At 62.6% G+C, this 23216-nt stretch carries 20 protein-coding genes; 8 read left to right on the top strand and 12 right to left on the bottom strand.

Features of this window, described 5'->3' with window-relative positions:
* The 3 genes from HV675_RS26575 to HV675_RS26565 form a co-directional block, all read right to left on the bottom strand.
* On the bottom strand, positions 1-357 hold a 357-nt coding region (locus tag HV675_RS26575), incomplete at its 3' end, for an ATP-binding cassette domain-containing protein (RefSeq protein WP_175114440.1).
* Between the two features lie 104 nt (positions 358-461).
* Complete coding sequence (locus HV675_RS26570) at positions 462-2210, bottom strand: ABC transporter permease (protein ID WP_175114433.1); 1749 nt, start codon at positions 2208-2210, stop codon at positions 462-464.
* 197 nt (positions 2211-2407) lie between these two features.
* Positions 2408-2548: a hypothetical protein gene (locus HV675_RS26565; protein WP_175114432.1), complete on the bottom strand. Its 141-nt coding sequence runs from the start codon at positions 2546-2548 to the stop codon at positions 2408-2410.
* 1121 nt (positions 2549-3669) lie between these two features.
* On the opposite strand from HV675_RS26565, the gene HV675_RS26560 reads away from it, so the two are divergent.
* Both HV675_RS26560 and HV675_RS26555 read left to right on the top strand, forming a co-directional pair.
* The gene (locus HV675_RS26560; protein WP_175114439.1) at positions 3670-5136 is read left to right on the top strand and encodes a carbohydrate porin; all 1467 of its coding nucleotides are present in this window, start codon (positions 3670-3672) and stop codon (positions 5134-5136) included.
* 244 nt (positions 5137-5380) lie between these two features.
* On the top strand, positions 5381-6517 hold the full coding sequence (locus tag HV675_RS26555) for a peptidyl-alpha-hydroxyglycine alpha-amidating lyase family protein (RefSeq protein ID WP_175114431.1): 1137 nt from the start codon (positions 5381-5383) through the stop codon (positions 6515-6517).
* Between the two features lie 107 nt (positions 6518-6624).
* Here HV675_RS26555 and HV675_RS26550 read toward each other — a convergent pair whose 3' ends face one another.
* The 6 genes from HV675_RS26550 to HV675_RS26525 all read right to left on the bottom strand — a co-directional run bounded on the left by HV675_RS26550 (position 6625) and on the right by HV675_RS26525 (position 13391).
* Positions 6625-7329 (bottom strand): hypothetical protein, encoded by a 705-nt coding sequence (locus HV675_RS26550; protein ID WP_175114430.1) that lies wholly within the window; start codon positions 7327-7329, stop codon positions 6625-6627.
* A gap of 150 nt (positions 7330-7479) precedes the next feature.
* Complete coding sequence (locus HV675_RS26545) at positions 7480-8253, bottom strand: ATP-binding cassette domain-containing protein (RefSeq protein WP_175114429.1); 774 nt, start codon at positions 8251-8253, stop codon at positions 7480-7482.
* Positions 8253-9254, bottom strand: a complete 1002-nt coding sequence (locus tag HV675_RS26540) for an ABC transporter permease (RefSeq protein WP_175114428.1) — start codon at positions 9252-9254, stop codon at positions 8253-8255. The genes HV675_RS26545 and HV675_RS26540 overlap by 1 nt, the downstream gene beginning before the upstream one ends.
* On the bottom strand, positions 9251-10333 hold the full coding sequence (locus HV675_RS26535) for a sugar ABC transporter substrate-binding protein (RefSeq protein ID WP_175114427.1): 1083 nt from the start codon (positions 10331-10333) through the stop codon (positions 9251-9253). The genes HV675_RS26540 and HV675_RS26535 overlap by 4 nt, the downstream gene beginning before the upstream one ends.
* Before the next feature lie 1080 nt (positions 10334-11413).
* Positions 11414-12283: a DMT family transporter gene (locus HV675_RS26530; protein ID WP_175114426.1), complete on the bottom strand. Its 870-nt coding sequence runs from the start codon at positions 12281-12283 to the stop codon at positions 11414-11416.
* A 460-nt stretch (positions 12284-12743) separates the two neighbouring features.
* Positions 12744-13391, bottom strand: coding sequence for a DsbA family oxidoreductase (locus HV675_RS26525; RefSeq protein WP_175114425.1), 648 nt, complete (start codon positions 13389-13391; stop codon positions 12744-12746).
* A gap of 609 nt (positions 13392-14000) precedes the next feature.
* Here HV675_RS26525 and HV675_RS26520 point away from each other — a divergent pair.
* The 4 genes from HV675_RS26520 (at position 14001) to HV675_RS26505 (ending at position 18655) form a co-directional block, all read left to right on the top strand.
* Positions 14001-14870, top strand: coding sequence for a DUF427 domain-containing protein (locus HV675_RS26520; protein WP_175114424.1), 870 nt, complete (start codon positions 14001-14003; stop codon positions 14868-14870).
* Positions 14871-14967: 97 nt separating this feature from the next.
* Positions 14968-16731, top strand: coding sequence for an MOSC and FAD-binding oxidoreductase domain-containing protein (locus tag HV675_RS26515; protein WP_175114423.1), 1764 nt, complete (start codon positions 14968-14970; stop codon positions 16729-16731).
* 142 nt (positions 16732-16873) lie between these two features.
* Entirely contained in the window at positions 16874-17431 is a 558-nt protein-coding gene (locus HV675_RS26510; RefSeq protein ID WP_175114422.1) for a hypothetical protein, read from the top strand.
* Between the two features lie 579 nt (positions 17432-18010).
* Positions 18011-18655: a chalcone isomerase family protein gene (locus HV675_RS26505; RefSeq protein ID WP_246270558.1), complete on the top strand. Its 645-nt coding sequence runs from the start codon at positions 18011-18013 to the stop codon at positions 18653-18655.
* Positions 18656-18918: 263 nt separating this feature from the next.
* Here the strand turns inward: HV675_RS26505 and HV675_RS26500 are convergent, their stop codons facing one another.
* The gene (locus HV675_RS26500; RefSeq protein ID WP_175114420.1) at positions 18919-19248 is read right to left on the bottom strand and encodes an H-NS family nucleoid-associated regulatory protein; all 330 of its coding nucleotides are present in this window, start codon (positions 19246-19248) and stop codon (positions 18919-18921) included.
* 197 nt (positions 19249-19445) lie between these two features.
* Positions 19446-19613 (bottom strand): hypothetical protein, encoded by a 168-nt coding sequence (locus tag HV675_RS26495; protein ID WP_175114419.1) that lies wholly within the window; start codon positions 19611-19613, stop codon positions 19446-19448.
* Between the two features lie 317 nt (positions 19614-19930).
* On the opposite strand from HV675_RS26495, the gene HV675_RS26490 reads away from it, so the two are divergent.
* On the top strand, positions 19931-21760 hold the full coding sequence (locus HV675_RS26490; protein ID WP_246270557.1) for a CPBP family intramembrane glutamic endopeptidase: 1830 nt from the start codon (positions 19931-19933) through the stop codon (positions 21758-21760).
* A 36-nt stretch (positions 21761-21796) separates the two neighbouring features.
* Here HV675_RS26490 and HV675_RS26485 read toward each other — a convergent pair whose 3' ends face one another.
* Complete coding sequence (locus HV675_RS26485) at positions 21797-22375, bottom strand: NnrU family protein (protein ID WP_175114418.1); 579 nt, start codon at positions 22373-22375, stop codon at positions 21797-21799.
* A gap of 243 nt (positions 22376-22618) precedes the next feature.
* Here HV675_RS26485 and HV675_RS26480 point away from each other — a divergent pair, with 243 nt between their 5' ends.
* Positions 22619-23170: a methylated-DNA--[protein]-cysteine S-methyltransferase gene (locus HV675_RS26480; protein ID WP_175114417.1), complete on the top strand. Its 552-nt coding sequence runs from the start codon at positions 22619-22621 to the stop codon at positions 23168-23170.
* The last annotated feature ends 46 nt before the right edge of the window (positions 23171-23216 follow it).

Raw genomic sequence — 23216 nt, 5'->3', positions numbered from 1 at the left:
CTCGCGGGCCGGCACGCCCTGCGCCTCGAGTCCGGCTTCGACGTTCTGCAGCACCGTGAGCCACGGAAACAGCGCGAACGTCTGGAACACCATCGCGACGCCTTCGGCCGGCCCCGCAAGCGGCTTGCCCATATACGTGACTTCGCCGTCGGTCGGCTCGATCAGCCCGGCGATGATGCGCAACAGCGTCGACTTGCCCGAGCCCGAGCGGCCCAGCAGGCCGACGATCTCGCCTTCGCGCAGCGACAGGTTCACACCGTCGAGCACCAGTTGTTCGCCCTGTGCCTTGTTGAAACCGTGGCGGACGTCTTGCACGCACAACACCTCGTCGCCGGCGTGCCGCATGTTGCCAGTCATGCCGATATTGCCGGCATGGTCGGCATTGCCGATGTTGTCGGCCCGCGGCACGTCGCGGATCGGGTCTTTCGATAGCACTTCAGGATTCGACATGGGAACCTCCGTCAATCGAGCCGCAGTCGCGACTCGGCATAGGCATACAGCGGGCGCCACAGCGCGCGGTTGAATAGCGTGACGTACAACGACATAACGGCAATACCAAGCACGATCTTTGGAAAATCGCCGGCGGCGGTGGTCTGCGCGATATACGCACCAAGACCGTGCGCGGCGACTGTCGTATCGCCCCACTGCACGAACTCGGCGACGATGCTCGCATTCCACGCGCCACCCGATGCGGTAATCGCGCCGGTCACGTAGTACGGAAAAACACCCGGCAGCATCACCCGGCGCCACCATTGCCAGCCGCGAATGCGGAAATTCCTGGCCGCTTCGCGATAGTCGTTCGGATAGGCGCTGGCGCCCGCGATCACGTTAAACAGGATGTACCACTGCGTGCCGAGCACCAGCAGCGGCGACAGCCAGATATCCGCGTTCAGATGAAAGCGCACGATGACGATCACGAATACCGGGAACAGCAGGTTCGCGGGGAACGCGGCAAGAAACTGCGCGAGCGGCTGGATCTTTTCCGCCAGCGCGGGCCGCAGTCCGATCAGCACGCCGAGCGGCACCCAGATCAGCGATGAGATCGCGATCAGCACGATCACGCGGAACAACGTGATCGAGCCAAGCGTGAACACGTGGCCGACGTCGCCCAGCGTGACGCCGGTGCGCACATAGGCGACCACGCGAAACATCGCGTACACCGCGACGACGCACACCGCGACCGACCAGACGAGATCGCCGGCGCGCTTCGTGTCGCGGCGCGCGGCGCTCGCGCCGGCCGGGCGCAACGGCGGCATGCGCAGCGGCCAGCGCGCGGTATGGGCAAACACCGCGCCGGCCGGCACGAGCCAGCGGTGAATCAGCCGCGTGCTGCGAATCATGTCGAGCAGCCACGACTGCGGCTGCCGGCCCGCGCTTGTTGTCTCCATGCGGAACTTGTCGGCCCATGCGACGAGCGGACGGAACAGCAACTGGTCGTATGCGAGTATCACGACCGTCATCGCGAGAATGGCCCAGCCGACCGCCGCGAGGTTCTTGTACGCGATGGCCTGCGCGAGATACGCGCCGACGCCGGGCAGCACGATCGTGTTGTTGCCGACCGTAATCGCTTCGGACGCGACGACGAAGAACCAGCCGCCGGACATCGACATCATCATGTTCCAGATAAGGCCCGGCATCGAGAACGGCACTTCGAGCTTCCAGAACCGCTGCCAGCCGGTCAGATGAAAGCCGCGCGAAACTTCGGAGAGGTCGCGCGGCACCGTGCGCAGCGACTGGTAGAAGCTGAACGTCATGTTCCAGGCCTGGCTCGTGAAGATCGCGAAGATCGTCGCGAGCTCCGCGCCGAGCACGCGCCCTGGGAACAGCGCAAGAAAGAAGGTGACCGTAAAGGAGATATAGCCGAGTACCGGCACCGACTGCAGGATGTCGAGGATCGGCACCAGCACCTGTCCCGCGCGCCGGCTTTTTGCGGCGAGCGTGCCATACGTCAGCGTAAAGACAAGCGATGCGGCCATCGCCGCGAGCATGCGCAGCGTGGTGCGCAGCGCGTAGTCAGGCAGATTCGCCGGGTCGAGCGAAATGGCGTGGTCCTGCAGCGTCGACATCGGCGCGAGCGTCTGATGCAGGCCGCTTGCCGCCATCGCAATCGCGCAGAAGATCAGCGGGAAAGCGACGAAGTCCCAGCGGTTCGGCATCACGCGCGAGACCGATGCATGGACAGTCGGGTTCGATTGGAATTTGAAGTTCATCGTGCACGTCACCGGACACTGTTTTTTTCATCGGGCCAATCGGTGTTCCGCCGCATCAGGCGCGGCCGCTCACGGGCCGCCTGCAAAATGTTTTTGCGGAACAAGGAAAAGCGTTCGGGGCGCGCCGCCGCCTCGAGGCGGCGGCACAGCCGCGCGCGCGACGCGCCGCGCGCGGCATGACGGACAAGCCGCCGCTATCAGCGATCGCCGGCTTTCAGGCGCCGCCAGAACGCGATCAGCCGATGCAGCAAGCTCGGCCGCGACGCGGGCATCGCGTCGAAATGGTCGTGCGACGCGAGGATGTGGGACAGTTGAGGCAACAGAAGAGCGAAGTTCATGAGGCTTCTCCAGGCGTCCATTGGACGCGACATGCCGAAGCACGCTAGCGGAGGGACGTCACCTCACTTCGCTGAGGTGGACGTCTACCGGATCGCTTCGGCCAGACACAAACGGAAAGTGAATGGGCGTATCGGGTAACTGTCACTATCGGGCATTTCGATATCCTTACTGTTGAAAACAGGATGATGGCCGGATCAGGCGCGGCATCGCAATGGCAAGCGATGCGCGCATGAAGCGGATGCGAATACGCAGCGCCGCGAACGCGAATTCGCAACGCCAGTCATCCGGACGCGCGGATGCGGCGGCGGCCGGATCGACTCACGAGGTGCACGGGATATTGCTTAGACGCGCACCGCCTGCCTGACGGCAGAACGGCGGCTGGAAGGGAAGCGCGGACGTCCTGTCGTTCAGACAGAGAAACTGTACGGAGATCGACTACTGCTGGAGTCCAATGACGGCCCCTTTTGTGAAGACTCGCGGATTTTAATCAGCGACGCATTATCGAGTCAACCTCATTCGCAAATCAGTGTCTGCCACGCCACTCAACTTTTCAAAGCTTTCGATTGCGCAGCGCCGCCGCGCTTGTGCAGCGGCCCTTAAGGCCTCTTAGGGCGTGTTCTTAAGGCCCGTCCGCAGCGTGGCGGCCGGCAAACACATTAACGAATTTTTTGCTTGCGGCATTCCGGAAACCGTGAATAAAATCCGCCCGTCTCAACGAAAGGAGTCCCTCGGTGGACACTTGCTCCCATTGTGGAAGTCCGATGCCGGCTAAAGCTGGCAATATCACTGCGAGCTAGCCGCAACAGGTCATACCTTAGCCGCTGGCCCGCGTTTCGGGGTTAGCGCGCTTCTCACGGACCGACCATGCCGGTCCGCGTTCCGCCCGCTCACTTTGTCTGGCGGTTTGCACATGAGGCATGCGCAAACTGTCGCGTCTCGATACGTCGCCTGTGCATCGCGCGCAAGCAGGACAGAGGTGTTTATGCTGGTTCGTCCCATCCTCACGCGCTGCGCGAATGCGCTGCGCTCCGCCCACCCGCCGGATACGGCTGCACATACGGCCGTGAAAACGACTGGCGTGCCGCGGCCGCACGCGCGAGCGAAACCGCGCGGGCCGGCGATGCAGCCGCCAAAGGTCGCGCGTATGGCCGACATGGCGATGCCATTGGCCTGTTCGGCCATTCTGGTTTTTTCGGCCTTTAGCACCGCGCAAGCGATCGCGCAAACGAACGACCAAGGTCCGATAACGCAAGCGGCGCCCGACTCCGGCCAGGCATCATCCCAGGCGCCGGCCGGACTGTGGAATCGCGCGACGCTATTCGGCGATATCGGCGGCCTGCGTCCGTGGCTCGACCGCTACGGCGTGACATTCGGCCTGCAGGAAACCAGCGAGTATCTGAACAACCTGTCCGGCGGCACCGCACGCGGCGGTGCGTACGGCGGGCTCACCGAGTTCAGCGTCGGTGTCGATACGCAAAAGGCGTTCGGTCTCGCGGGCGGCACGTTCAACGTGTCCGGTTTGCAGATCCACGGCACCAGTCTGAGCACACGCAATCTGCAAACGTTGCAGTTCGCGAGCGGGATCGAGGCCGACGCGACGACGCGGCTATGGGAACTCTGGTATCAGCAAGCGCTGGCGGGCGGTCGTGTCGATATCAAGGTCGGCGAGCAAAGCGTCGATCAGGAATTCATGACGAGCGAGTACGCAAGCACCTTCATGAACGCGACGTTCGGCTGGTCCGCGCTGCCGTCGACCGATTTGCCGGCAGGCGGCCCGTCGTACCCGCTCGCGTCGCCGGGCGTGCGCATACGGGCGACACCGTCGCCCGCGGTCACGGTGCTCGCGGGCGTATTCGGCGGCAATCCGGCCGGCAATGGCAGCGGCGACCCGCAGCAGCTCAACGCACACGGCACGAACTTCAGCCTGCGCGACGGCGCGCTTTTTATCGGCGAGTTGCAGTACGCATTCAATCCGCCGCCGGCGAATCCGGACGACGCGCAAAGCGCGGGCTTGCCCGGTACCTGGAAGCTCGGCTTCTGGTACGACACGCAGTCGTTCGACGATCAGGGGCTGGCGAGCAACGGCGTGTCGCTGGCGAGCCCCGCGAGCAGCGGCACGCCGCAAAGTCACCACGGCAACTGGAGCGTCTATGCGATCGCCGATCAGATGGTCTGGCGAGAAGGCGGCGGCGGTCCGCGATCGGTCGGCGTGTTCGTCCAACTGATGGGCGCGCCGGGCGACCGCAATCTGATCGACGTCGGCGCGAACGCCGGGGTGACGCTCAAGGCGCCATTCAGCGGACGCGACAACGATGTCGCGGGCCTCGCGGTTGGCTATGCGCGTATCGGTTCGCATGCGCGCGATCTCGCCAGCGCGACCGCGCAAACCACACCGGGCTTTCCGTCGCGCAGTGCGGAGACGGTAATCGAAGCGACTTACCAGTATCAGATCGCGCCATGGTGGCAATTGCAGGGCGATGCGCAGTATTTCTTCCGGCCATCGGGCGGCATACCCGATCCGGAGAATCCGGCTCAACGCATCGGCAACGAGTTTGTGATCGGCGTGAAAACGACGGTGACGTTCTAGTTTCCGTCTACCCCGTCAGCTTGCGCGCATGAGATTGAACCTGCTCAAAGAAACCGCTTCGCGACCGGTGTGGTAATCGGCTGCGACACGGCTTGGCGTCTACTTCGACAACACTGTCACGCATGGCCTATGCATGCCGCGTAAAACGCGGGACGTCCTGCTTAAGTTCTCGTTTAACAGGATTGACCAGGACAACGAAAGTTGCAACTATCGGGCGGCCATTCCTTGACGAGGGGAACGTTCGATGCGACCGCAACACACGCTGTTCTGTCCATGCTGTTCCGATCCTTCTCAACGCGGCTTCACGCGCCGGCAATTCCTGACCGCGGCGGCCGCGCTCGCCGCCGCGCCGGGATTCGCGAACGCGCAAACCGCCCCGTCGATTGCTTACGATTCAATTGCCGATCCGCTCAGGCTGCCGGAGAACGTCTACTTCGGCGAATGTTCGGGTGTCGCGGTCAATTCGCATGGTCACGTGTTCGTACTGTCGCGCGGCAATTCCATTGGGCCCGCGTATGGCGCAGCGGCCGCGCAACTGCTCGAATTCGCACCGAACGGCAAGTTCGTGCGCGAGATCGGCCACAACCTGTATGCGTGGTCGTTTGCGCATACGGTCAAGATCGACCGGCACGACAATATCTGGGTGACCGACAAGGGCTCGGATATGGTGATCAAGTTCACCCCTGAAGGGCGCGTCGCGATGGTGTTCGGACGCAAGCAGGAAGCGTCCGATGAAGATACCGCGCCGCTCAAGCATCCGAATCCGCCGCTGCCTTCGGAACCGGGGCGGTTCCGCCAGGTGACGGATGTTGCATGGGACACGTCCGATAACACGTACATCAGCGACGGCTATATCAACTCACGCGTCGCGAAGGTGGACCGCAACGGCAACTGGTTGAAGTCATGGGGCGATCGCGGCGCCGGGCCGGGCCAGTTTCATACGCCGCACAGCATCGCGGTCGACGCGAACAACCGCATCTATGTCGCGGACCGCAGCAACCGGCGCATCCAGGTGTTTGACACCGATGGCAACTTTTTGCGTCAAATCACGATTGATGTGCCGGTGCCGTCCGGTGCGCGCCCCGCGATCGGTAATATCCCAGGCGAAGCGGAAATTGCGGCCGGCACGTTTGCACCCGGGTCGCCCTGGGCCATCTGCATTTCTCCCGGCCCGAACCAGGTGCTCTACAGCGCCGACGCGTTTCCGGGACGTATCTACAAACTGACGCTCGACGGCCAGTTGCTCGGCGTGCTCGGCGAGTCAGGCAAACAGCTGAAACAGTTCGGCTGGATTCACGAGATGGCGTGTCCGTCGGAGAACGTGCTTTATGTCGCGGAGCTGCTGAACTGGCGCGTGCAGAAGCTCGCGCTGCATGCGTGAACGCATGGGCGCGCGAACAGGTGATCCGATGGTCGCGTCGGTGCCGCGCGCAATGGCGCTCATCGATGAATGAAATGTGACAACCGGCGCTTTACAGAAGACCGTGTCTATTGAGCGCCCGGTTGTCCCGGCGTGTGAGCCGGCGAGTTGATTCTGCTGGATTCGCGAACCAGCTGTTCGGTCATCGCCGCCGCAACGGGGTTCGAACCGCCGCGCGATGCGGTATCCGACACGTCGTGCATCGATACGGACTTCGACATATCGGGAGGCGGCAGCGAAGGATCGAGCTGGGCAGACTGCCTGACGAGCGCTTCCGTCATCGCCGCCGCGACCGGATTCGAACCGGCGCTCGAACGTCCGTCGTCACCCGTGCGGTCGCCACGCGCAGATCGACTGGTGTTCGTGCTGACTGGCTTCGGATTATTCGCGACGTCGACGGTACGGACCGGTTGCGGACGCACCGTCACGGTTTTCTGCTCTTTAGCCGCACTCGCCGCAGCCGCCGCGGCGGGAGCCTGCGCGAGCACATTGGGCACCGCAACCGGCCGCGGCGGCGCGGCATCGATACTGCCGGTGCTGGTTGCGGACGGCAGCGTGGATGAACCCGGCATGTCGCTCGCCACCGTTCCCGCGGCAACCTGCGGATCGCTACCCTTGCCTGTATAAAGCGGCGCCATCATTTTTACCGAGCCATCCGATGCGGCGTCACTTTTTCCTGCTGAATGGTCGCCTTGCGGGGACATGATGTAAAAAACAAACCCTAAGTCCGCCACGACCAGCGCTGCGATGAGCGTCTTTCCTACTTTCGTCATATCTGAACCTGTGGCCACAGCCATTGCCATCGATTCATTCATGATAGCCGACGTGTCCGCCCATCAAGCGCGAAATGCGGCTCGAAAAAAAACGGCAAGGGATGCCGACGATTCAGAAAACGAATGAAGGGAGCAAACGCCGCGGCGCGCTCAGGACGCCGTGCGCATCGCGCGATATTCGCGTCGCACGATATCCATCAGCTCTGCGACCGAGGTGCTCGCGGCTTCGCGTTGATAGGTCACGCGGCCGCGTTGCATCAGCATCACGCGGTCGGCAATATCGAGCGTCTGCGCATAGTTGTGCATGATCATGATGATCGACAGATCGCCCTTCGCTTTCAGGCGCAAGATCAGATCGATGATCAAGCCGGCCTCGCGCGCACCCATCGCCGCGAGCGGTTCGTCGAGCAGCAGGATTTTCGCATTCGAATGCACCGCGCGCGCCACCGCGATCGCCTGTCTTTGACCACCCGACAATTGCTCGACCGGCAGATCGACCGACGGCACATGCACGCCGATCTCGTCGAGCACCTGCGCCGCGCGCGTGCGCATTGCACGGTTGTTCAGAAACGGGAACGGACGGCGAATGATTTCCCGGTTCAGGAACATGTTGTGATAGATGCTCAGCGAATTCGCGAGTGCGAGGTCCTGATACACGCACTCGACGCCCAGCGCGCGTGCGTGATCGACCGAGCGGAGCATCGTTTCGACGCCGTCGATAAACAGCTTGCCGCTCGTCTGCTGATGAAACCCGGTGAGAATCTTGATCAGCGTCGACTTGCCCGCGCCGTTATCGCCGAGAATGCCGAGAATCTCGCCCTTCCTCAGCGTGAGCGACACGCCATCGAGCGCGGTCACCGCGCCGAAGCGTTTGACGATATCGTCGCCGCGCAGCGCGAGCGTTTCCACCGGCACGTCGGACATCACGACTCTCCTTTGCGTGCCAGCCGCGCGATATGAATATTGAAGATCATCGCGGCGAGAATCGCGGCGCCGAGAATCATATTGAACGTGAACGCGTTGATGCCGATCAGCGTGAACCCGTCGCTCAGAATGCCCAGCACAGCGGCGCCGATCAACCCGCCGATGATCGTGCCCGAGCCGCCGGCAAGCGGTGTGCCGCCGATCACGCCCGCGGCGACCGCGAGAAACATGATCTGATTGCCGCCCGCTTGCGGATCGATCGACGCAATGCGAAAGCCTTCGAGAATGCCGGTCAGGCCCGCGAGCACTGCGGCAAGAATGAAGTTGCCGAGCTTCAGACGCTTGATGCGAATCCCCGCCTCGCTCGCGCCCAGCGGATTCGCGCCCGACGCGACGGTATGCAGGCCCCAACGCGTATGCCGCAGCACCACATGCATGATGAGCGCGAGCGCCACTGCCCAGATGATTTCGCTGTAGCCCCACCCGCCCATGAATTCCGCGAAGAGCGTGTTCTCAGGCGCCGGAACCGGCGTGCCCTGCGAAATGGTCAACGTGAAGCCGTTGACGAAGAACAGCGTGCCGAGCGTCGTGACAAAGGACGGAATGCGCAGATACACCGTCACGGCGCCGTTGATAAAACCGACCACGCCCGCCGCCGCGAGTCCGGCCAGAATCGCGAGGCCGATCGGAAAACCCGCTTCGAGCGCGAAATGCATGATGAACGGCGCAAACGCAAACACCATCCCGGCGGAGAGATCGATCTCGCCGCCGATCATCAGCATGATTTCGCCGAACGCGATAATCGCGGCCGGCGCGATGAATTGCGACAGATTCTGCAGACTCGCGCTCGTCAGCAGAAAGTCGTGGTTGGCGATCTCGAAGTATGCACACAGAATGAGCGCCACGAGCAGAATGCGCAGTTCGCTCGAACGCACGAACGACCACGACTGCCGCCGTGGCCGCTCGCGAGACTTTTGCTGATCCGTCACAGAAGACGTCACCCTTTGATCGCTCCGGTGCGCGGCACGATTTGCGGCTTCGTGCTCTTGCCTTCATAACGCGTCGACGTCGTGAGGTACGGGTCGACCGATCCCTTGGTGACGAACTTCAGGCCGGAGTTGATATTGGCCGGCCCGACGAGTCCGCCGGACGCGAGGAAGACAAACGCCTCGACCACGGTATAGAAGCCTTGCACGTAAGGCTGCTGATCGATCGTGAAATCGAGGAAGCCGTCGTGAATCAGTTGCACCGTGCGCGGCAGCAGGTCGAAGCCGCCGCCGTGCACACCCTTGGCCGGCAGGCTGTTCTCCTTCATCACTTCGGCCACGCCCTGCGTGCTGCCGGCGTCGACCGCGAACATGCCTTTGAGATCCTGGTGGCCGAGGTAGAACGACTTGATCTTCGACAGTTCTTCGTTGACCGTCGCACCGGTGGCGATCGTCTGCACATCGATCTTTTTGCCGGACTTCTTGATCGCCGCCGCCGCGCCATCGAGCCGCGGCTGAATATTCAGCTGACCCGGCGTGGCGATAAAGAGCGCGACCAGACCGCTGTCGATCAGGCTCGCAATGCGCTCGCCCATCTGATAGCCGGACAGGTACAGGTCCTGGCCGATATACGCGAGGCGCGGATTGCTCGAACCCTGCGGCGCATCCGCGTTATACGCAAACACGGGAATACCGGCGTCGAGCGCCGCCTGAATCGGCTTTTCGAATGCTTTCGGATCGACGATCGGCACCGCGATCGCGTCGGCCTTGCCGGCCACCGCGGCGTTCACCGCGTTCACCATTTCACCGATATCGGCGTTGGCGGAACCGGTCCACTGATAGTCCATGCCGAGCAAAGCGGTGGAATCCTGAATGCCGTATTGCGTCGGCACGAAGAACGGGTTCGTCGTGACGTGGTTCACGAATACGATTTTCCAGCGCTTGTGATTCGGAAACGGCGCCCCTTCCGCGGCCTGGGCCGGCGTGATTGCGCCGCCTAGCAGCGCCAGCGCGGCGCCGAGCCCCGCGCCTTGCAATAATCCACGGCGCATTTCCTGCACGTCTTCCCCATCGCGTTCCGGCTTATCGGCCATGTCATCCTCCAGTCTCTTCGTTATTGAATTGCTGTGTATGACGGCGCAGGCCAGGAAAGAGCCGGAGCCGAATATCAATACGCCTTACAAACCACGTGCATGCGTGTGCTCCTGGACAACTGCGGAAGATGCTATATCACCGACTTTGGTCGATTAATCAATGTATACCCTAAAGTAGTCCGACTATTGGGACTCCACCGTGCGGCAACGCAGAATGCGGCGCGGCGGCAATCATTCCAGCGAGGTTGGGCAGCCACCGCCGCCCGACCTGGGTGAGTCCGGCTGACCCCTCGCCGACGGCGCATGGTTGTGTGCGCGCGCACTATCGCGAGGTTCAACTGCCCCGATAGATATCGCACGACAACCCGACGACACAACGGCCGCCGTCTCTGCCTCGCCCGCTTCCACTCGATCCACCCGGCTGGGTTCCAGTCGCATCGTAGTCGTAGCGGTTCATCGAAGGCTCGGTCATTGCCGGCGGCGACGCGCTCGTACTTTGCGACATTTGCGGATCGGCATTGGGCGGCGACTGCGATGTCTGCGAAGAGGCAACACCCGGCATAACGGAGAGCGTGGCGACCACCAACACTGGAGCAAAAGAAACTTTCATTTTGTTCACCTGCATTCGAAATGCAATCCACCCGAACCCAATAAGGAATTCGAAGCAAATCGCGTGAGTGGAAAGAACAGATACCGAAAGCCGTTCGTATCGACTTTAGCTACCGCTGGCCGATTGCAGGAAAAGAGCCCGTCACGGCGAGGCTCGAAAGGCGCTCCGCAGGCGGCGGAGCGCGAAAGCGCGATGAAAGACGGCGCGTGCGTGATGACTGAGCCGATTGCAATTATTGACGCACGTGCCAGACGCCGATATTGAAGTCTTATTGGGAAGCCGGTTTGTTCTTTTTCTCAAGTTATAGGCGCGGCCGCTTTGAAAATCCAGCGGCCTGTCAACTAACCGCCCTATTCGCGGTAATCGTTTAGCGTGCGAAGCACGGGCACCAGGTTGGCGCACGCAGACGGCTTTGCGAAGCCGGTCTGCGCACACCCCTTAGCTGCCGAATGAACGCCTGCTGCACCGCTTCATGCGACCTGCTTACCGGACGCCGCGAAAACGGTGGCGAGCCCGACAAGAATCGCCGCCATTCCCGCGATGCCTGGCCACGACAGCGCATGCCCGAGAAACATATAGTCCATCCCGGCGGTGACGACCGGCACCAGATAGAACAGGCTCGTGATATTGACGAGGTTGCCATGCCGGATCAGCCTGTACAACAGCAGTTGCGCGACAACTGAAATGCCCAGCGCGAGCCACAGAAGCGGCAACAGATAAGCGGCGCGCCATTCGAACGTGAAGGGTTCGAACGGCGCGCACGCGACGCACATCAGCAGTGCGATGCCGTATTGCAGCGGCAGCACATCGGCCGGCGCCTGCTGTATCCGCTTCTGCAGGATTGCGCCGAACGTGATGCAAAGCAGTGCGCCGACCGCGAATGCGGTACCGGCTGTCATCACGCCGGCGCCGGCTATGCTTCCATATAACACCAGCACCAGCCCGCACAACGCGGCCGTGAGGCCGAGTGCACGACGCAGCGAAAAACGCCGCTCGAGCATGAGCAGCGTGAGGATCGGCTGCACGCCGAGCACGACGCCCATCACGCCCGGATTGACGCCATGCGCGAGCGCCATGAAATAGCTGATCGAATAGCCGCCGACCATCAGCACACCTGCAACGCCAGCCTGAACGCGTGTGCCGCGCGCCGGCAACCACTGCCGCCGCCATGCGCCGATGCCCAGCATGACCAGCGACGCAAGCGCGAAGCGCATCACGAGAAACGCCAGCGCCGATGCATGAGCCAGCCCCGCTGACGTGAAGATTGCGCCGCTACTCCAGAGCAATACGAAAAGCGTCGTCGAGCCGTACGCGGCCCAGCTCGTTCTGGATAAAGACATGATGTTGATAACCTGTCGAAAAAAGCGAACAGGTTTCCGCGCGGATGCAAACGCATCCGTGACAATCAAAATCATTGAATGAAACGCGGAAACCGCCGGGTGGACCGAATCAGTCCTGGACGAATGCGACCGGCGGCGGAGGGCACGCAGCCGACACCGCCCCCCCGGTCATCACGACCGGGGGCGCCATCGGCGGAGCAAGCTGGATAAGCAGCGCGCGCGTGCGACCGGCAGCCTGCAAGGCTGCGGTGGTTTCGATCGACGTGCGCGTGGCCTGGAACATGGTTGAATGAGCGGATTCGATTAAGCCGGATCAACTATAACGGGGACATTGGACGGCACTTTGACATGGTGCTTTAGCGGCGTCAATCACGCGTCAACATGAAATGAAATTCGCGGTATCGGCGTGCCAGCCATACCGTCACTGCAACGGCGCGCGCGGCGTTTTGCATTTCGTGTTTTACGCTTCAGGCGCTTCGGCAAGAATCTGCCGGATCGCATCTTCGAACGCTTCGGCGGGCTGTCCGCCGCTCACGAGATAACGCTGGTTGAAGATGATCGCCGGCACCGAGTGAATGCCCAAAGCCGCGGTTTCGCGTTCGTCTGCTCGAACCTCGTCCGCATAGTCATTACCTTGCAGCACCTGGCGGGCTTCGTGCGCATCCAGTCCGACGGATTGCGCGGCTTCGATCAATACGTCGTGAGCACTGACGTCCTCGCCTTCGCCGTGATACGCGCGCATCAACGCCATCTCGAGCGGCAATTGCTGGCCCTTCGCGCCGGCCCATTGCAGCAGGCGGTGCGCATCGAAGGTGTTATAGACAAACTTGCGTTCGCCGAACGCAAAGCCGACGCTCGCACCGCGCTCGCGGATCAACGCCTGCGTCTGTGCGATCTGCCCGGGTGTGCGCCCATACTTTTTCCCGAGGTAATCGACAATCGCCTCGCCTTGCGGGCCCATTTGCGGATTCAGTTCGAATGGATGCATCACCCATTCGGCATCCACTTCGTCGCCAAGACGGGACAGCGCAAGTTGCAGCGATGCAAGGCCGACCGCGCACCATGGGCATGCGATATCGGAGATAAAGTCGATTCTTAGCGGGGTCATTGTGGTCCTGAACTGAATGAATAGGCGCCTGTTTTGCGAGCGAGCAGCGCGCCGGCCTTCGGCACAACGCATACACGACCGACATTCAGATTAACGCGAATTGATGAGGTTTGTCACATAGGCACGGTTTGGACTCACCGGTCGTGCTCTGCTTTTTTGGCTACGGCGATGGTATTGCTCGCAGGTCAAGCGTTCGTTCCGCGATGCATGTTGATCGCGAGTGACAAGCATGCACCGGTCGTTGCCGGTCCATGTCAGTCGCTTTCTTTGCTGTCCTTTGGTCTGCCGGAATCGCCGCATCGACATCGAATGTCGCGATTCGCACGAGAACGGATAAACGTCCCCCACGCATTTCGCGACGCGTCCATGCATACACACAATGCATGAACGTCAGGATTCGGCGACACTTGATCTCATTCGTTTGCCAGCGCGGCGCGCACCATTGTCTGCCGAAATCGCCGCGCGCGGCCCGGTCGCTCATACGACCCATGACGCCCGCGCATCGCTCTTAACGCCAGGCACCGCATCGCACCGCGCGAGCGGCAGTCCGGCACACATGGCACGGGCATAGCAGGCAAACACCATCGATCAACTCCAAGGAGAAATGTAATGGGACTCTCATGGCAACAAGGCCCGCTGTCGGCCGGCGCGATCGGCCGTTTTCTGCTTCCGGACCCATTGCCCAAGCGCCTGCTCTATGCCGAGCCGCTGCGCCGGCGCATGCGGGTGCACTTCGGTGGACAGTGGATTGCCGATAGCGAGAACGTCGTCCTGCTTTTCGAACCGGCCCGTTATCCGGTCGCCTACTTCCCGCAAACCGATATTGCTGCCGGTGTGCTGGAACGCCTCGAGCATACAACCCGCCATCAGGATCTCGGCGCGACCGGCTGGTTCGCGGTGCGCGCAGGCGAGCATGTCGCGCAACGCGGCGCGTGGCAGCATACCGACCTGCCCGCGCACGCGAACGAACTGAAAGATCGCATCGCGTTTGCGTGGCGAGCGATGGATGCATTCTATGAGGAAGACGAACGGATTGTCGGCCACGCGGCGGACCCGTATCACCGCATCGATATTCGTCAGACGTCGCGCCGCCTGGTGGTGCGTCATCGCGATCGTGTGATCGCCGAGACCACGCGGCCGCTCGCGCTTTACGAGTCCGGCTTCGCGCCGCGCTGGTACGTGCCGCGCACGGACGTCGACGCTGCCGCCCTCACGCCCGTCGAACACCGGACCTTCTGTCCGTACAAAGGCATCTGCCATTACTACGATATCGATGACGCGCGGCTTGCCGCGTGGAGCTATCCGGAGACCTATCCCGAAGTCAGTCGCGTCGCGAACTTCGTGTCGTTCGAGCCGGATATCGTCGCGGTCCATCTCGATGACAGGCCGTTGCATCTCGAACCCGGGCAGACGGTCATTCCGCATGGCGTCGATCGTGAACTCACGGTTCATGAAGCGCAGGACCGTAACCGGCCGTGAGCGGCCGTGAGCGGCCTTCGGCAGTAACGAGCCGCGCCGGCGACGGCACGCGGCGCGACATCGACAGTGCAGACGCGCAGTTGAGGAGAGACGAAGCATGGCTCGACTACTATCGGTGAATGTCGGCTTGCCGCGCGACATCGAGTGGCGCGGTCGCACCGTGTACACCGCGATCTGGAAACGTCCGGTGCGCGGCCGCTGCTGGGCCGGCCGCCTGAATCTCGCGGGTGACGGCCAGGGCGATCTCGGCGGCCACGGCGGCGAACAGCGCGCGGTGTTTGTCTATCAGATCGAATCGTATCGGCACTGGCAGGCGCAACTGAAGCGCGACGACTTCGAGCACGGACACTTCGGCGAAAACTTCACGATCGAAGGTTTGCCCGATTCCGACGTCTGCATCGGCGACCGCTATCGAATCGGCGACGCGGTATTCGAAGTGACGCAGCCGCGGGTGACCTGCTATCGCGTCGGCATCCGGACCAACGAACCGCGCATGCCCGCGCTGCTCACGTCGAGCGGGCGGCCGGGGTTCTATCTTCGCGTGCTCCAGGAAGGCGACGTCGGCGCCGGCGATGAAATCGTCAAGGTCGGCGAGGCCGAGGAGCGAATGAGCGTCGCCGAAATCAACGCGCTTCTGTATTCCTCGCATCATCCGCGCGACCGGCTGGAATGTGCGCTGCGCATCGGCGCGCTGTCGCCCGGATGGCGCTGGTCTTTCGAAGCGTTGCTGCGCGACGAGGCCAGCGGTGCGACGAGCGGCAACGCGGGACTCGCGCCCTCAGTCGCCGCACACCCGGTTGCGCCGGGCTTCCGCTCGCTCAGGATCGCAGCGCTCGATCGGGAGTCCGCAGACGTGTTGTCGTTGACGCTCGAAAGCGCCGACGGCGAGCCGTTGCCGATGGCGCTGCCCGGTCAGTATGTGGCGCTGCGTTTGCCTCGCGCTGACGGCGGATCGCCGTTCTTTCGCAGCTACTCGCTCTCCGGTGCGCTGTCGACGGAGCGTTACCGGATCAGCGTCAAGCTCGAACCGGACGGCGCGGCGGGCACCTGGCTGCACAAGCGGATTCGGGTCGGCGATACGCTCGATGTGAGCGCACCACGCGGCAGCTTCGTGCTGCAACCGGGTCATGCGCCGGTGGTGCTGGTAAGTGCGGGGATCGGCGCTACGCCTGTGCTGGCGATGCTGCACGCGCTGTCGGCGGCGCGCTCGGCGCGCAACATCTGGTGGCTCCATGGCGCGCGCGACAGGGCGCACCATGCGTTCGCCGACGAAGCACGGCGTCTCATGCTCGCGCTGGCGCACGGCCGCAGCTGTGTCTGTTACAGCAAGCCGGGCGCGAACGATCGCAGCGGCGCGGATTTCGACGCGGTGGGCCGTTTGTCGCGCGCGGTCCTCGATCAAGCCGGCGTACCTCGCGATGCGGATTTCTATCTATGCGGACCCAACCGCTTCATGGCGGAGATGAAAGAGACGCTCGCCGCATTCGGCGTCGCAGCCGGACGGATTCACGCGGAAATTTTCAACGGCGGCGAATCGATGACGCCAGGCATCGCCAATGTCGCGGCGCGCGCACCGCATCCGCCGGCAGACGACGCAAAGACGGGCCCGCTGGTCTCGTTCGCGCGCAGCGGCATTAGCGCGCATTGGAATGCGGCGGTCTATCCGAGCATTCTCGAACTCGCCGAAGCGTGCGATGTGCCGGTTCGCTGGTCGTGCCGCACGGGCGTCTGCCACAACTGCGAAAGCGGGCTGGTGTCGGGGCAGGTCGCGTACGGACCGGAACCGCTCGATCAACCGGCTGAAGGAAACCTGCTGGTGTGCTGCTCGCAGCCAGCCGGCGATATCGTCATCGATCTGTAGCGCGGGTTTTCTGCGTATCAGAAACCGTCAGCGAACAACTTCCCTGCGGCCATAGGATGAAAAAGCCCCGCCCATCGCCCGATGGTGCGGGTTCATCCATTACGGCCGCGCCGCGGCCGTGCCCGACACAGGGAGTCCTATCATGCCGCTCTACCCGAAGCTGCCGGCTCGCGTGAAGCCCAGCGAGCTGACGATGATCAACCCGGTCTGGATCGACATCGAGAACGATCCGCAGGAATTCGTCCCGCACCGGAGCGTGACGTTTCTGTGGGTCATGCGCGATGACGGCCACATCATCATTGGCGTCGAGGAACCGTGGAAGTACCCGGAGGCGTTCGACCCGAGCGTGAAGAAGATGCTCGACGAGATGAAAGCGCACTACGAAGCCGAGGCAAAATACTATGCGGAAGTCGGCAGCATTCGCGACGGCAGCGGCGGCCACCCGACGCTGGCAGCCTGGTTCTCGCAAACGGGCCAGGCATCGGGTCACGCAGGCTTCGCGTACATTGGCGGCGAGCTCAGATACGTAGGCGATCACTGGGTGCTGACCAATCAGTCCGGACGCTTCGGCCGCGGCGACGAACTGAAGTCGGGTGAAGTCACCGAGGAAGACGTGCGCAAGGCGATGGATGATGCAGCCGAGCGCATTCGCCAGAAGACGGGCCTCGTCGCCACCGTTGAGGTGGTGAAGAAGGGGTAGGGCCCGCGCAGGTCGCAGTAGCGCGTCAAGCAGCTGACGCCCATATTGCTTCACGCGCTGCATGTTCACGTGAGACGCTTGTCCGGCGTTCTCAGGCGAAGCTCTTTGTCGCGTCAATGCTTACGGCTTCGCACGAAAAAGACATGAATTCGAAAAGCCGGACAGCGTCTGTTTCGCGCGCAACATGTTGCAATTTCCATACATCCGGCGACGGTCCGCGCGGGTGAATCTGGCCCGCGCATGCCGGCTGCTTCGCGCCGAAAAACCGGCTGCGGCACCGTTCAAGGTCGCGCAGCGTGGCTGGGGCCGCCTCATTGACATCGTGTGCTGGCGCACATGCACAGCGCGCCATCCGTGATTTTCCCCTACAGCAGCTTACGCGCAACCGTTAAAATCCTGCATTTAGCTCTCGGCCTCGTTTGTTCGCATGGGCTCCGCCCGTCGAACGGAATGCTTCTGCCAGCCTGCCTCCGCCGCTGCGATTGCCTGTTGCGCGCGATGGACCCGAACACGGCCATCGTGTCCGCACTGGGGCGTATCGAGCGAGCCGTTCAGGCGATGACACGGAATCTCCGAATAGTGAAACCGATTTACCGCTATACCGCCGACACTTCTCTCGCCTCCAGCAGCGAACAGAAAGCCGTCGCGACCACGTCCGACCTGCCGCGGCGTGATTCATTCAGGCTCTTCACCCGGCGTGTTGCGCTCGCGACCGGATTCGCGGTCGCGTTGTGTGCGCTGTCTCCGCGTTCCGCGCTAGCCGCACAGGATTGCCACGCCGAAGTCCCGGCCGCTCAACTGTCGGGCTCGGGCGAGTATCGCTTCCTCGGCCTTCACCTCTACGATGCCCAATTGTGGAGCACGCATCTGCCGGTCAATTACGATGCGCGCTTCGCGCTGCAACTGACGTACGCGACCTCCGCCACGCGAGAGCGCCTCACGACGCTCGGCCTGAATGAAATGAAGCGTCTCGCGCCGACGCCCTTACCGGACGCACTCGTTGCGCGCTGGCGCGACGACATGCTGCGCGCTTTCGTCGATGTCGAGCCTGGGGACTGGCTATGCGGCGTGTTTTTGCCCGGAACGGGCGTGCGTTTCTATGCAAACGGTGAAGCGACCGCGACGATCGCGGACCTCGACTTTGCACGAGCGTTCTTCGGCATCTGGTTCGATCCGGAAACGCGCGCGAAGACGCTTAGATCGAAGCTGCTCGGTGGCGGCTGACCGGATGCTGGCTCGCTCGGGGTGACTTCGGGAAGGAACGGGATGGGACGGGTGACGGGGCCTCGGCCCGCCCGACCGGGTGTCATGCGCACCGTCATGCGGCAATGACGGAAGCAAAAGACTGGCGGCGCCCGTGCGGCATCGTGCAGATGGCCAACCGTAAGTGCGCGTGAGCGCCCACGATGCACGCCGATTCCGACACAACATACGACGATAAAGCTGGCGGCGCCTAACCCGCGCTTTATTAGCGCATTACTTGCGCATTAAGCGCGTGAACCGCTCGCCAACCGCGAGCCGGCAAACGGGTCCTGACTCCAGTCGACGGCCGGGCGGCGTTGCGTAGCCGGCTTCTTTGCCGCAGCCGCGACCGCGAAATGCTCCAACGTTTGTCCGGCGCTCGTGGCCTGCACGAGCCACTGCGGCATCGCGCCTTTGCCGTCCCACGTGTCGCCAAACGCGTTGCGATAGCGGACCAACTTCTGCCCCATGCGGTCTTCCGCGAGTGCGGCCGCAACGTCGGCCATCTTGATACCCACTTTCGCCATGCGGCGACGCAGATAAGCGATCATGCTTTCGCGCTTACGTTCGTCCATTTTGCAAACCCTCCAGAATCTTTGTGAATTCCGCATGTTGCGCCATCATGGAGCGGCGCTCGCTGCGATGGACAAAGTATCCGCACCGGACAGGCCGGCGTCGAGTTGCAAACATTGAAAACACTATTGCTTCCGCCATACCAGTCACGACCCTGCGCGCGATGAATGTCAAAGCCGCGACACACCGCGGCTTTACGTTAATGAATATGAAAGTTCCCGCCTATGCCGATGCTTACCGGCGGCCCGTAGTAGTAGCCCGGTGCGTAGTAGGCAGGCGCGGGGCCGTAGCCGTAGCCGTACGGCTGGGCGACCACGCAGCCGCACAGGCCGCTGATCAGTGCGAGGGAGAGGAGTAGTCGTGTCATCGGCTTGTCCCGCCAACTGGAAGAGGTGATTCAAGTCTAGTGCTCGGGCTGCACTGCCAGGTTTCGTATGCATTTACACGTGTTACCTGTTGTGACTGTTGAAACGATTCAGCCCAAGCCGTGCCCCATACGGCCGAGGCGGCGGCATCACGCTACTCGAGGCCGTCCGCGTATTACGCCCGTTATCGCATCGCATTCGACAGTGCTCATCCCGGACAGACAGGCAAAACCCTGTCTGCTCGCGCCTCAAGTTTCGTCGCCCGACTGCCGTAAAAACGATGTGCATATCCAGAACAACATCGTGAAGAGACCCAATCGTGTTCACATCCCACCGGCGGACGCACCGTCAAGCGTGGTTCGTTGCGGCACTGACCGCCTTGGCCGCATGGACCTTCTCCCAGACTTCCGCTGCCGACGACAACGCGCCCACGTACGACATCCTGATCTCCGCTGAGCGTGCATCCGGGCTGGTCTCCAACGATCAAAAAGCCGCATATGAAAAGATGCTCGGCGCATACAGCGCGGCACAGCAGCAGCGGCCCGATGATGTGACGCTGGCACTCGCGCGCTGCAATTTCATCCAGCGATTCACATGGTCGGAAGATCTCGCATGGATCGACGATGCGTCGCACGATCTCGACGCGTGTCGGGCTCAGTTGGAAAAGCAGTTCCCGTCGAACGCCGAAGCCTTGCTCTTCAACCTCGACCATCGATACGGCAAGGACGCGACAAGCTACGGCGAGCCGCTCGTCGCGCAATCGGCGGGTTGGACAAGCGCGCAGCGGGCCCGGCTGCATGCGGCGCTCTCGCGTGCGTATGCGCTGCAAAAGAACGACACACGCGCTGGCGAAGAAGCCGTGCTCGCCATCCATCTCGACCCCGCAAGCGACCGGCTGGTCGACGCGGTGCGCTATCTCGCGAAGAAGGGGAAAACACCGGAAGCGACCGCATTGCTCGCGGCGTCGCCGCTACCCAAGAACGCGTGGCAAGAGGTCGCGCGAATCAACATCGCGGTCGATGCGCTATCGCCCGCCGCCGCACGCGCCGAATTGCGTCGGGCGGAGCAGGCCAATCTGAAGATCGCCGCTTATACGCGCGCCCGCGTGCTGCAGCGCATGGGAGACTCGCTCGCCGCGCAAGCAGCTCTGTCGACCGACAAAACGCCGCTCAACAGCCAGAGCCCGGCGCTGCGGCAGTTGCGTCTCGACGTGGCGCTCGATGCGCGCGATGCAAAGGCCGCGGCCGACGTCATCGCCGACCAGTATTCGCGCACACACAACTCGATGCAACTGACCTCGGCCTATGCGCATCTGCTGTTTCTCAGTCCGCGTATGGCGCTGCGGCCCGATCTGCTACCCGTCGCGATCGGCTTTCTTCTCTATGCAGGTCTGATCGTGGGTTCGCCGGGCATGCTGATGTTCGTCGTGCATTACCGCGGTGTGGTGCGCGCGCGCAAAGGCAAACCGTCGACGCCGCTCTTCGCGCAGATCGGGCTCAGGCACGCGTGGTATGCACTCGGGTTGTTCACCGCGGTGCTCACGCTCGTCATGGCGTTTCGTTCCGGCACGGCCGTCCTCGAGCCCACGGTCGATCGGGTCGGGCAAACCGGCTGGGAACGCCGTTTCCTGATCACCTACCTTTGGAGCCTGTTCTTTTCCGCCGTCGGACTCGTGTGGGTCGCGAAGCGCATCACATGGCGCGGCTGGTGGGGACGTGGCCCGTGGAAGCGGGCCTGGCTGCTGCCGCCAGCCGCGATGCTGGGCGTCGGTATCCTGCGGCTGGCGGCGTTGATGCATGCGAACGCGTCACCGCACGTGGGCGTGTCGCTGGTGGATTCGCTCGAACACGGCGCGAAATCGATCGGCGGGCTGCCGCTTGCGATCGCGATTTTCTGCCTGATCGTGCCGGTGCTCGAAGAGCTTGTGTTTCGCGGTTGCCTGCTCGGCGGCCTATCGCGGCATCTGAGCTTCGGCTGGTCCAACCTGATCCAGGCCGGCATCTTCGCGTCCATGCATCACGACAACAGCAAGTTCGTCTATCTGTTCTTTCTGGCGCTGGTGGCGGGATGGCTGGTCAGGAAAACCAGAGGGCTCGCGATGCCCATATTGCTGCATGCGCTCAATAACGCGCTTTTCATCGCGATCTGATTTTAAGGGCCGCCGGATTGCGAGCGCGTGCGTCTTTTAGCCGAGCGGCTTCACCCCGATCAACCATCCGTGTAGAAAGAACGCGAACACGAACCACGCGATGGCGCCGGCCACTATCGCCATCACGTCGCGCGACAGCGTGCCGTCGGGATAGACAATCTGCTGGGCACGATCGCGCCGTCGCGCGGCCGCGTAATCGACGATCGCCCAGACGAGGAACGCGCCGAACAGCACCACGGCGTTCAACGTTCCGTTGGCGACCAGATGCGCGAACGCCCATAGCGCGACACCGATCACCATCGGATGCTTGAGCAGAGACTTGAAGTGATTGCCCCGCATATGCGCGGCCGGAAACAGGATAAATGCCAGCAGCGTGAAAAGCGCCGCGAGATGCGGCGCCCATACCGGCGGCGACCAGAGCACGACGGGCTCGCGCCGCGCCATCGCGTATCCCCAGATAATCAGCACCAGCCCGATGACGGACACGATCGAATACGTGCCCTTCCAGCGTTTTTCGCCGATGCGTGCGATACGGGCCTCGCGCCAGTCTTCCGCGAAGATCCGGATTGAATGCAAGCCGAGGAATATCACTAACCCCAAGATCAACACCATCATGGCAGGCCCCTTGCGTCAGTTGTCGATAAACCGACGCGATTGTCTCGCATGACGCCGGTTGTGCCAATACGGTCGTTGACTTCAGGTTCGTGGCTGATTGCGCAATGGTCCCATCGAATGACAGAGCAAGAGTCGGCGTGCTTCGCGCCGGCCGCGCAACTACAGTGTGCGGACACGGCAAGCGTTCAATAAGTGCCTCCATTGAAGCCTTCCGGATCGCCTCAACCCATGCGGATCGAGATCATGCCACTGTTTCTAAGCCATCTAACGTCACCGCTCGGCGAGATTCTGCTCGTCACCGACACGCGGCACAACATCCGCGCGCTCGATTTCGCCGATCATCGCGCGCGTCAGCGTCGCGGCCTGCGCGAGCATGACGTCAGCGTCGAATTGACTGAAGCCCCCGCGCCTGCCTCGATCGCCGACGCGATAAGCCGATATTTCGCGGGCGACCTGAATGCGCTCGATCATCTGCCGACGGCGGCCGCCGGTTCCGAACTGCAACGCCGGGTCTGGGCCGCGCTGCGCGCTATTCCGGCCGGCACCACGACCACGTACGGCAAGCTCGCGAGGGAACTGGGCCTTGACGATCCGCGTGCGGCGATCGACATCGGCGCGGCCAACGGTGCGAATCCGATTGCGATCGTTGTGCCGTGTCATCGTGTGATCGCCAGCAACGGCGAGCTCAAGGGTTATGCATGGGGACTGCATAGAAAGCGCTGGCTGCTCGAACATGAGCATGCGATGCCGCCGCAGTCCGGCGATGCGCGTACTGCGACGCTTCCGGGGTTCTGATTTCCTTGCGCCAAGGCGCGGCACGACTGTCAGCTCGCACGGTGTC

Origin of the sequence: Paraburkholderia solisilvae (assembly GCF_902859875.1) — a bacterium.
Taxonomy (GTDB): Bacteria; Pseudomonadota; Gammaproteobacteria; order Burkholderiales; family Burkholderiaceae; genus Paraburkholderia; species Paraburkholderia solisilvae.
Note: the sequence above shows the minus strand (reverse complement) of the source record. Positions and strands in the feature narration are given on the sequence as shown.

Bases quoted from the DNA above. Each gene is read 5' to 3' on its own strand.
- HV675_RS26565 (WP_175114432.1), bottom strand. From the start codon at position 2,548: ATGAACTTCGCTCTTCTGTTGCCTCAACTGTCCCACATCCTCGCGTCG.
- HV675_RS26520 (WP_175114424.1), top strand. From the start codon at position 14,001: ATGGGACTCTCATGGCAACAAGGCCCGCTGTCGGCCGGCGCGATCGGC.
- HV675_RS26510 (WP_175114422.1), top strand. From the start codon at position 16,874: ATGCCGCTCTACCCGAAGCTGCCGGCTCGCGTGAAGCCCAGCGAGCTG.
- HV675_RS26515 (WP_175114423.1), top strand. From the start codon at position 14,968: ATGGCTCGACTACTATCGGTGAATGTCGGCTTGCCGCGCGACATCGAG.
- HV675_RS26525 (WP_175114425.1), bottom strand. From the start codon at position 13,391: ATGACCCCGCTAAGAATCGACTTTATCTCCGATATCGCATGCCCATGG.
- HV675_RS26545 (WP_175114429.1), bottom strand. From the start codon at position 8,253: ATGTCCGACGTGCCGGTGGAAACGCTCGCGCTGCGCGGCGACGATATC.
- HV675_RS26560 (WP_175114439.1), top strand. From the start codon at position 3,670: ATGCAGCCGCCAAAGGTCGCGCGTATGGCCGACATGGCGATGCCATTG.
- HV675_RS26500 (WP_175114420.1), bottom strand. From the start codon at position 19,248: ATGGACGAACGTAAGCGCGAAAGCATGATCGCTTATCTGCGTCGCCGC.
- HV675_RS26485 (WP_175114418.1), bottom strand. From the start codon at position 22,375: ATGATGGTGTTGATCTTGGGGTTAGTGATATTCCTCGGCTTGCATTCA.
- HV675_RS26495 (WP_175114419.1), bottom strand. From the start codon at position 19,613: ATGACACGACTACTCCTCTCCCTCGCACTGATCAGCGGCCTGTGCGGC.
- HV675_RS26570 (WP_175114433.1), bottom strand. From the start codon at position 2,210: ATGAACTTCAAATTCCAATCGAACCCGACTGTCCATGCATCGGTCTCG.
- HV675_RS26480 (WP_175114417.1), top strand. From the start codon at position 22,619: ATGCCACTGTTTCTAAGCCATCTAACGTCACCGCTCGGCGAGATTCTG.
- HV675_RS26555 (WP_175114431.1), top strand. From the start codon at position 5,381: ATGCGACCGCAACACACGCTGTTCTGTCCATGCTGTTCCGATCCTTCT.
- HV675_RS26550 (WP_175114430.1), bottom strand. From the start codon at position 7,329: ATGACGAAAGTAGGAAAGACGCTCATCGCAGCGCTGGTCGTGGCGGAC.
- HV675_RS26530 (WP_175114426.1), bottom strand. From the start codon at position 12,283: ATGTCTTTATCCAGAACGAGCTGGGCCGCGTACGGCTCGACGACGCTT.
- HV675_RS26535 (WP_175114427.1), bottom strand. From the start codon at position 10,333: ATGGCCGATAAGCCGGAACGCGATGGGGAAGACGTGCAGGAAATGCGC.